The organism is Bacillus cereus group sp. N12, assembly GCF_016483575.1.
Lineage (GTDB): Bacteria > Bacillota > Bacilli > Bacillales > Bacillaceae_G > Bacillus_A > Bacillus_A toyonensis.
The window spans coordinates 1-7816 of record NZ_JAEHBO010000139.1; the positions used below are offsets into that span (position 1 = coordinate 1).

The following is a 7816-nucleotide window of genomic DNA, read 5'->3' on the forward strand; positions in this document are numbered from 1 at the left end:
CATCACGATGATTTTTTAAAGCACCCATCATAAAAAATCTCTCCTTTACCTCTTTTTTATCAGTGTTGACACATAAAGAGAGGTTCAGACACATAAACAGGCTGTGGAGAAGACTTTCTCCACAGCCTGTATAAAAGGGCCATTTAATGGTCCTTTTATTTTTATACATTCGTTGAATGATTTGAACTGTTATTGCCTGCAAAGCACGGGATAAATGTTGGTAAGTTATATTGAGAAACATTTGAAATGAAGGAAAATAGAACAGTTAAAACGAATGTTAAATGTAAACCTATTCAATAGTGGTCTGAAATGAAAATAATATATTTTCAGGAGGGATTACGATGAACAGTAGTACAGCGAATAAACAAAAAGGTATACAATTGATTCCGTTTACCGTAAATAAGGTGGTTGAACAAGTAAATGAAATTCCACCAGGTGTACAACTGATTAACGCTCCACAAGTATGGGAGAAGAGTGCGAAAGGAAAAGATGTTGTCGTTGCCGTATTAGATACAGGTTGTGATATTAATCATATAGATTTAAAAGATCGTATTATTGGTGGGAGAAATTTCACGAAAGATTATGAAGGAGATCCGAACATTTACCTTGATAATAACGGCCATGGGACTCATGTAGCGGGGACGATTGCAGCGACTGAAAATGATGTCGGTGTTTTAGGAGTCGCACCTCTTGCTAAAATGCTAGTGTTAAAGGTTTTAGCGGGAGATGGTTCTGGAAGCTATGAGCAAATTATTGAGGCGATTCATTACGCTGTAAATTGGAGAGGACCTAATAAAGAAGAAGTCAGAGTTATTTCAATGTCACTTGGTGGTCCGCAAGACGTTCCGGAATTACATGAAGCTATTCAAAATGCAGTAAATCAAGATGTTCTCGTTGTATGTGCTGCAGGAAATGATGGAGATTGTGATGATAATACGGAGGAACTAGATTTCCCAGGTGCTTATGCTGAAGTAATTGAAGTTGGTGCTGTCAATTTAGAGCGGAAAATCGCATGTTTTAGTAATTCAAATCAAGAAATTGATTTAGTAGCGCCAGGTGATGAAATATTATCTACGTATCCAGAGGGGAAATATGCTGTATTAAGTGGAACTTCAATGGCGACGCCGCATGTCGCTGGTGCATTAGCACTTCTCATTAAGCAGTGCGAAAGAGAATATGGCAGAAAGTTATCAGAGCCAGAAATTTACGCGCAACTTATTAAAAGAACTGTACCTTTAGGATATGAGCGTACATCTGAAGGGAATGGATTAATAGATCTATTAAAAGAATAACAAATACTAAAAAACATCTCATTTGTAAGTGAGATGTTTTTTAGTATGGCCCTGTCGCATGTAATACAACGTTTAATAAACCCGGGAATCTAGCATTTAAGTCATCTTCACGAATTGAAATGAAACGTTGTGTTCCTTCAAGACGTGTATACATGACACCTGATTCACGTAAAACTTTGAAATGGTGAGATAAAGTTGATTTTGCGATTGGAATGTTTAACGCACCACAAGATTGCTCATTTTTCTCTAGTAACATATTTACAATTTGTAAACGAATTTGGTCGCTAAGTGCATATAGGACAGAAGAAAATTGAATTTCTTCTCGATTTGGATGATAGAGTGTACGCATTTTTTCACCTACTTGTATAAGTTAACATATTTGCACTATAGCATATAAAGTGATATATTTCTATTGTTCAATTATATTCGAACAATAGAAATAAAAGGGGAGAAAAAATGAAGTATATAAAATTGCAAAAGGCTGGACTAAATATTTCAAAGTTGGGTTTAGGTACAAATGCAGTAGGGGGGCATAATTTATATGTTGATGTGAATGAGGGAGAAGGAAAACGATTAATAGAAGAAGCAATCCTGCAAGGAATTACATTTTTTGATACAGCGGATTCATACGGTTTTGGTAGATCGGAGGAATTGATAGGAGAGGTATTAAAAGAGAAACGCCACGAGTTTGTACTTGCTACAAAAGGTGGAATTCAGCCGTTATTAAATGGAGAAACTTATATTAACAATGAACCAAGTTATTTAAGAAATGCTGTGGAGAATAGCTTAAGAAGATTACAGACTGATTATATTGATTTATATTATTTACATTTTACAAATCCTGAAACAAGTTACATAGTTTCAATCGGAGAGCTTACTCGTTTAAAAGAAGAAGGGAAAATTCGTTCAATTGGAATATCGAATGTAAACATAGAACAATTAAAAGAAGCGAATCAACATGGTCATATTGATGTTGTACAATCGCCTTACAATATGTTAAATCGTACTGCCGAGGAAGAACTATTGCCGTATTGTATAAAAGAAGGTATTTCATTTATACCGTATGGGCCTCTAGCCTTTGGGATATTAGGTGGTAAATATACAGAAGATTTAGACTTGTATAAAGGGGATTGGCGTCAAAGTGTAAATCTATTTGAAGAAAATATATATAAAGGTAACTTTAAAAAAGTTGAAAAGTTAAAAGACGTAGCTAAAGAAAATAATATTGAATTGCCTCATTTAGCGTTAGCATGGTTATTAAATAAAGAAGGAATTGATACTGTTATACCTGGTGGAAAGCGGTGGATGTATCATTGAATGAAGGGGCAATGAAAGAAATCGAGTTAATATTAGAAGAGTAGTGAGGAAGGGGAAGATCGCATGCTAAGCTCCTTTTCTTTTATACTATATAAACAGCATATAGTATAAAAATCAAAAATCCCTATAAAGATAGGGATTTATATATCGGCATATAGTTCCTTGGAAAAGGATATACTTAGTTTAACATATAGGATTACTTATATTTGTGAAATAGATGTGAAAGTAATGTGAAAAATGCTTATGGTGAAAATCTTTGTAAATAAAAAGCACTGTTTTAGCTAATATAACTAAAACAGTGCTTTTCTCTTTGATTGAACAGTTGCTGCATTTTCATCATGTATGCCTGCATCTTTAATAATTCGTTGTTTTGCTTTATTTAGTAGATGGTTTACTTCTTCGCCAAAATAGTTAGCTTCGCTTTTTGTGCGGGCTTCTCGTAAACATTTATAGTTTTCTAGCAGTTCCTCTTTTTCGGTGTTTGTTAAGAAATCTTCTATTTTCTTTTTTGTCATACGAAACACCCTTTCTTCTGACAAACGACGCAATAGAAAATATATATTTTTCATTATAACAATAATTTTTAAAGAAAGTATAGACTAACGTCGTAATAATTTGTCAATTTCTTGAATCTTCTCATCAGCTTTTCCAATTTGCGTATTTTTAGCCTGCTCACCACCTAGAGCTTGGTGAAGTAAAAAGGTTTGACCGGAAATAGCAGTCACAATGGAGACTTTTATAATTTCCTTTATTGCGGTGACATCGAATAAAACGAGTCCAAGAAGTGCGGCTAGGCTACCAGTAAAAATATCAGTTAAAAATCCAAAATGAAAAAAAGTTTTCAAACGGCGTGGAAGCAATAACTTACCTTGGTTATTGATTAGATGGGAAACGAAGCCAGTAATGCCACCAACGAGAACTGCGGTTAGCCATTGATACATTTCCATCGAATCCACTCCTTTTAGTGAATAAGATTCGATTTTTTCATATTGATTCCTTTTCATATTTCATATAAGCATATTGAGAAAGTTTGTTTGGGTAAATCTTATTCAATTTAATTATAACAGAAAATTCCGATATATTTCAGTCTATTATATGAATCATATTTACAATAATATGAATACAGAAAGAGGTGTGTGATATGAATATAGAGTATCGAATAAGAAGTGTGGATGGTTATACGAAAAATATAGGGGAATTAGTAAGTATGCTGGAGCATACGAGGGCGGTAACATTACAGGAAATAGAAAATCTATCAGTTGAGCAATTAGATTTAATTATGCCAAGTGGTGGGAATTCAATTGGCGCCTTATTAAAACATATGGCATCTATAGAAAAAGCCCATCAGCTTATTTCATTTCAAAATCGTGACTTTACAAAAGAAGAATTAGAAATATGGGAAGATGCACTGTATTTAGGGGAAGTTGGGAGAACGATTCATGGTCATGAAATACAGTATTATGTACAACTTTTGCAAAGTGTTCGAGAAGAGTCGCTAAAGTATTTGAGTAAAATAGATGATACATGGCTAATGTCAGAAAGAAAGTGGCCTAACGGTGTAGCGTATAACCAGCACTATCTTTGGTTTCATATGATAGAAGATGAAATTAATCACCGTGGACAAATTAGAATGTTAAAGAGATATTTATTTGAAAATTACGTCAAATAAAGTAGCTTTTTAAATTGATATTCCATATAATGAGAGTAATTAAAATAAGATCGGAGTGATGTATTATGGCGAATATGACTGTAATGAATAATAAATTAAATACAAACGTGGATGGAAAGGGCGATATTATATAAGATAGTTCGCAATCCTTCCACTTAGTACAAACTAGGGAGGATCTTGATTTGAATCAAAATATTTTAGAGTCGTTCGGCTGGGATTCATTTTTTGAAGAGCAAGCTGTAGAGCAGAATTATGAAGTAGGGCGTATTTTACTTGAGCATAAGCATATATATCGTATTATTTGTAATGACGGTGAATATATGGCAGAACTGTCTGGGAAGTTTCGACATGAAGCGGTAACGAAAGGAGATTACCCAGCAGTTGGTGATTGGGTGTATATAAAGAAAATAGAAAATGAGAAAAAGGCAATCATTCATCGTATTTTTTCGAGAAGAAGTTCTTTTTCAAGACAAGAAGCTGGTAATAGAACTGAAGAACAAATTATTGCAGCAAATGTTGATTATTTATTTTTAGTGAATGCACTTAACCATGATTTTAACGTAAGAAGGTTGGAGCGTTATTTACTATTAGCGTATGAAAGTGGTGCAATGCCTGTTATTGTTTTAACAAAAAGTAGTTTATGTGAAGATGTGGAACAAAAAATTGTAGAAACGGAAGCTGTTGCAATTGGTGTTCCGATCTTCGTCGTCGATAGTTTAGAGCATAGAGGTATTGACTCGTTACAACAATTTGTTGCTTCAGGAAAAACAATTGCTTTAGTCGGCTCATCAGGGGTTGGAAAATCTACTTTGTTAAATGCACTCGTAGGAATTGAGATAGCGAAAACGGGAGATATACGTGAGGAAGATAGTAAAGGGCGGCATACGACAACTCATCGTGAGCTGTTCCAACTACCGAGTGGGGGCTTAGTCATTGATACTCCTGGCATGAGAGAGTTACAGCTTTGGGATGGAAGCGATGCAATCCAAACAACGTTTTCTGATATTGAAGAATTTGCAAAAACATGTCGCTTCCGAGATTGTAAACATGAGAATGAGCCAGGATGCGCAGTGCATAAAGCAATTGATAACGGGCTAATGACGATAAATCGTTTGCAAAGCTATAAAAAGTTGCAAAGAGAATTGGCGTATTTTATGAGAAAACAAGATGCTATTCTTGCAAGAGCTGAGCGCGATAAGTGGAAGAAGATTTCTAAACAACATAAAAAAATGTAAAAAACCAAAGGGCTATTCCTTTGGTTTTTTACATTTGTAAATTTTATAATAATATTATTTATATATATAGACAAAGCGAGAATATTTGTTTAAACTTTACAAGGTGTTTATGAAAAACGAATTGTAAAAATAGAGGATAGGGAATGGGATATATTCATAATCGGTTATTTATCTTTAAAACTTAATATTTGAATGTAGGAGGTTTATAATGAGTAAACTGTTAAGGTGGTTTCGAGATATAAAAGTAGCAAAAAAGCTATTAATTTCATTTTTTGTAATTTTAATTGCAGCTGTCTCTATTATTGGGGGCATGTCTTATCAAACGGCTAAAAAGAATTTTGAATCACAAATTACGAGTAGTGCTCACGATAATATAAAAATATTAGATAATTTAATCAATCAAATGATTGAGGCGAAATTTAACGAAATAAATAACTTTGCACGAGTGGTTCATAGTGATATGTATCAAGGAGATAATCAAGATGAATTAAGAAAGGTGTTATCTCAGTATATTAATTTAAATAAAGATATTGAACAAGTATATGTTGCCGGCAATGATAAGAAATTTGTGCAAGAACCTAATATACAAATGGCAGCAGATTATGATCCAACAACTCGTTCTTGGTATAAAGATGCAGTGAGTAAACAAGGTGGAATCGTGGTCACTGAACCGTATAAGGCAAAAGGAAATGGACATATTGTCGTAACGATTGCGAAACAAACAGAAGATAAAAATGGTGTTGTTGCGGTAGATTTAAGTTTAGAGAATTTATTGAAAACAACAAAGCTAATCAATATTGGTAAAAAAGGATATACTTTCATTTTAGATGGAAAACAAAAAATAATTGCTCACCCTCAAGAAAAACCAGGAGATAAAGCAGCTGATTCTTGGGCAAAGAGAATTTACGAAGATAATCAGGGCGCTTTTTCATACACGTATGACGGTAGTGAAAAGAAAATGGTATTTGCTACAAATTTAAAAACAGGTTGGAAAATCGGTGGAACGATGTACTCAAGTGAAGTCATTGAAGCTGCTCAGCCTTTATTTTATAATATGTTAATTGTTATGATTATTTCACTAGTTGTAGGAGGGGCACTTATTTATTTCGTAACGCTTTCTATTACAAAACCTTTAAAGAGATTAGTTGCCACTTCTAAAGAAATAAGTGAAGGAGATTTAACACAAACAATTGAAATTCATTCAAACGATGAAATTGGTCAACTTGCAAAAGGTTTTAATGAGATGACAGATTCACTACGAACGTTAATTGGAAGGATTAATGATTCGGCCGGGCATGTTGCAGCGGCATCAGAAGAGCTAACTGCTAGTGTAAGGCAAGCGAGTGAAGCAACAGAACAAATTACAATGGCAATGGATGAAATATCAAGTGGTGCAACGACGCAAACAACAAGTGTAGAAAATGGTGCGATGTTACTGTTTGATGTAACAGAAGGAATTCAGCATGTAGCAAATAGTTCATCATCTATTAATACGGCTTCTACTCATACTCGTGAAAAAGCAGAAGATGGTGGAAAGCTAGTAGGGAAAACAGTAAATCAAATGCAATCTATTGCAGAATCTGTTTCGCAATCTGATGCAGTTATACAGTTATTAAATAATAAATCAAAGCAAATTGGTGACATATTAGAAGTAATCCAAAATATTGCAGATCAAACAAATCTTCTTGCTTTGAATGCTGCAATTGAAGCCGCAAGAGCGGGTGAGCACGGAAGAGGATTTGCGATCGTTGCAGATGAAGTACGTAAATTGGCAGAGCAATCTAGTGTATCTTCCAGTGAAATTAGTAAATTAATATGTGAAATACAAGATGATATGAGTAAGACAGTAAAATCTATGGGGCATGTAAATGAAGAAGTTCAATCTGGACTAGTTATTGCAAATGAAACGAAGCAAAATTTTGCTGAGATTTTACAATCTACAAATGAAATTGCTAATCAAATTAAAACGATGGTTGAAACGGCTAATGGGATGTCAAAAGGTGCCAATGAAGTATCTATTTCAGTAGGACAAATTGCAATGACAGCACAGAATAATGCGACGAGTACACAAAGTGTCGCAGCGTCTGCTGAAGAACAATTAGCTTCTATGGAAGAAATTGGTTCCGCAGCTGGTACATTATCTCAAATGGCTGAAGAGTTGCAAGGATTAATTGAAAGATTTAAAGTTTAAAAGAGAAAGACTGCCCCAATAGCATACTGCTATTGTGAAGTGCACCCCAATTGTTAGACACATAATTAACAATTGGAGGTGCATTTTTTATGGCTAAATTTTCTTCAAAAGA

The 7816-nt window shown here is 34.2% G+C and carries 7 protein-coding genes and 2 pseudogenes; 6 read left to right on the forward strand and 3 right to left on the reverse strand.

Annotation, left to right across the window (positions count from 1 at the left end; all coding sequences use genetic code 11):
* Positions 1 to 341: 341 nt before the first annotated feature.
* The gene (locus JDS92_RS29015; protein WP_001089053.1) at positions 342 to 1292 is read left to right on the forward strand and encodes a serine protease; all 951 of its coding nucleotides are present in this window, start codon (positions 342 to 344) and stop codon (positions 1290 to 1292) included.
* A 40-nt stretch (positions 1293 to 1332) separates the two neighbouring features.
* Here the strand turns inward: JDS92_RS29015 and JDS92_RS29020 are convergent, their stop codons facing one another.
* Positions 1333 to 1641: an ArsR/SmtB family transcription factor gene (locus JDS92_RS29020; protein ID WP_097959169.1), complete on the reverse strand. Its 309-nt coding sequence runs from the start codon at positions 1639 to 1641 to the stop codon at positions 1333 to 1335.
* Between the two features lie 107 nt (positions 1642 to 1748).
* Here JDS92_RS29020 and JDS92_RS29025 point away from each other — a divergent pair.
* A pseudogene (locus JDS92_RS29025) lies at positions 1749 to 2653 on the forward strand (aldo/keto reductase).
* A gap of 246 nt (positions 2654 to 2899) precedes the next feature.
* Here JDS92_RS29025 and JDS92_RS29030 read toward each other — a convergent pair.
* Together JDS92_RS29030 and JDS92_RS29035 are read right to left on the reverse strand one after the other, a co-directional pair.
* Positions 2900 to 3124, reverse strand: coding sequence for a hypothetical protein (locus tag JDS92_RS29030; RefSeq protein ID WP_000162608.1), 225 nt, complete (start codon positions 3122 to 3124; stop codon positions 2900 to 2902).
* An 84-nt stretch (positions 3125 to 3208) separates the two neighbouring features.
* Positions 3209 to 3556 (reverse strand): DUF4257 domain-containing protein, encoded by a 348-nt coding sequence (locus JDS92_RS29035; RefSeq protein ID WP_000426317.1) that lies wholly within the window; start codon positions 3554 to 3556, stop codon positions 3209 to 3211.
* 194 nt (positions 3557 to 3750) lie between these two features.
* Between JDS92_RS29035 and JDS92_RS29040 the strand changes: the two genes are divergently transcribed.
* The 4 genes and pseudogenes from JDS92_RS29040 (at position 3751) to JDS92_RS31745 (ending at position 7704) form a co-directional block, all read left to right on the forward strand.
* Positions 3751 to 4278 carry a DinB family protein gene (locus JDS92_RS29040; protein WP_199632975.1) on the forward strand — a complete coding sequence of 176 codons (528 nt, stop codon included), beginning with the start codon at positions 3751 to 3753 and terminating at the stop codon, positions 4276 to 4278.
* Positions 4279 to 4460: 182 nt separating this feature from the next.
* Positions 4461 to 5513 carry a ribosome small subunit-dependent GTPase A gene (gene rsgA / locus JDS92_RS29045; protein WP_097854923.1) on the forward strand — a complete coding sequence of 351 codons (1053 nt, stop codon included), beginning with the start codon at positions 4461 to 4463 and terminating at the stop codon, positions 5511 to 5513.
* Positions 5514 to 5823: 310 nt separating this feature from the next.
* Positions 5824 to 6762 (forward strand): annotated as a pseudogene (locus JDS92_RS31740) (HAMP domain-containing protein); the annotation flags it as partial.
* Positions 6763 to 6885: 123 nt separating this feature from the next.
* Entirely contained in the window at positions 6886 to 7704 is an 819-nt protein-coding gene (locus tag JDS92_RS31745) for a methyl-accepting chemotaxis protein (protein ID WP_407057248.1), read from the forward strand.
* Positions 7705 to 7816: the final 112 nt, after the last annotated feature.

Bases quoted from the DNA above. Each gene is read 5' to 3' on its own strand.
- JDS92_RS29020 (WP_097959169.1), bottom strand. From the start codon at position 1,641: ATGCGTACACTCTATCATCCAAATCGAGAAGAAATTCAATTTTCTTCT.
- JDS92_RS29030 (WP_000162608.1), bottom strand. From the start codon at position 3,124: ATGACAAAAAAGAAAATAGAAGATTTCTTAACAAACACCGAAAAAGAG.
- JDS92_RS29040 (WP_199632975.1), top strand. From the start codon at position 3,751: ATGAATATAGAGTATCGAATAAGAAGTGTGGATGGTTATACGAAAAAT.
- JDS92_RS29035 (WP_000426317.1), bottom strand. From the start codon at position 3,556: ATGGAAATGTATCAATGGCTAACCGCAGTTCTCGTTGGTGGCATTACT.
- JDS92_RS29015 (WP_001089053.1), top strand. From the start codon at position 342: ATGAACAGTAGTACAGCGAATAAACAAAAAGGTATACAATTGATTCCG.
- JDS92_RS31745 (WP_407057248.1), top strand. From the start codon at position 6,886: ATGGATGAAATATCAAGTGGTGCAACGACGCAAACAACAAGTGTAGAA.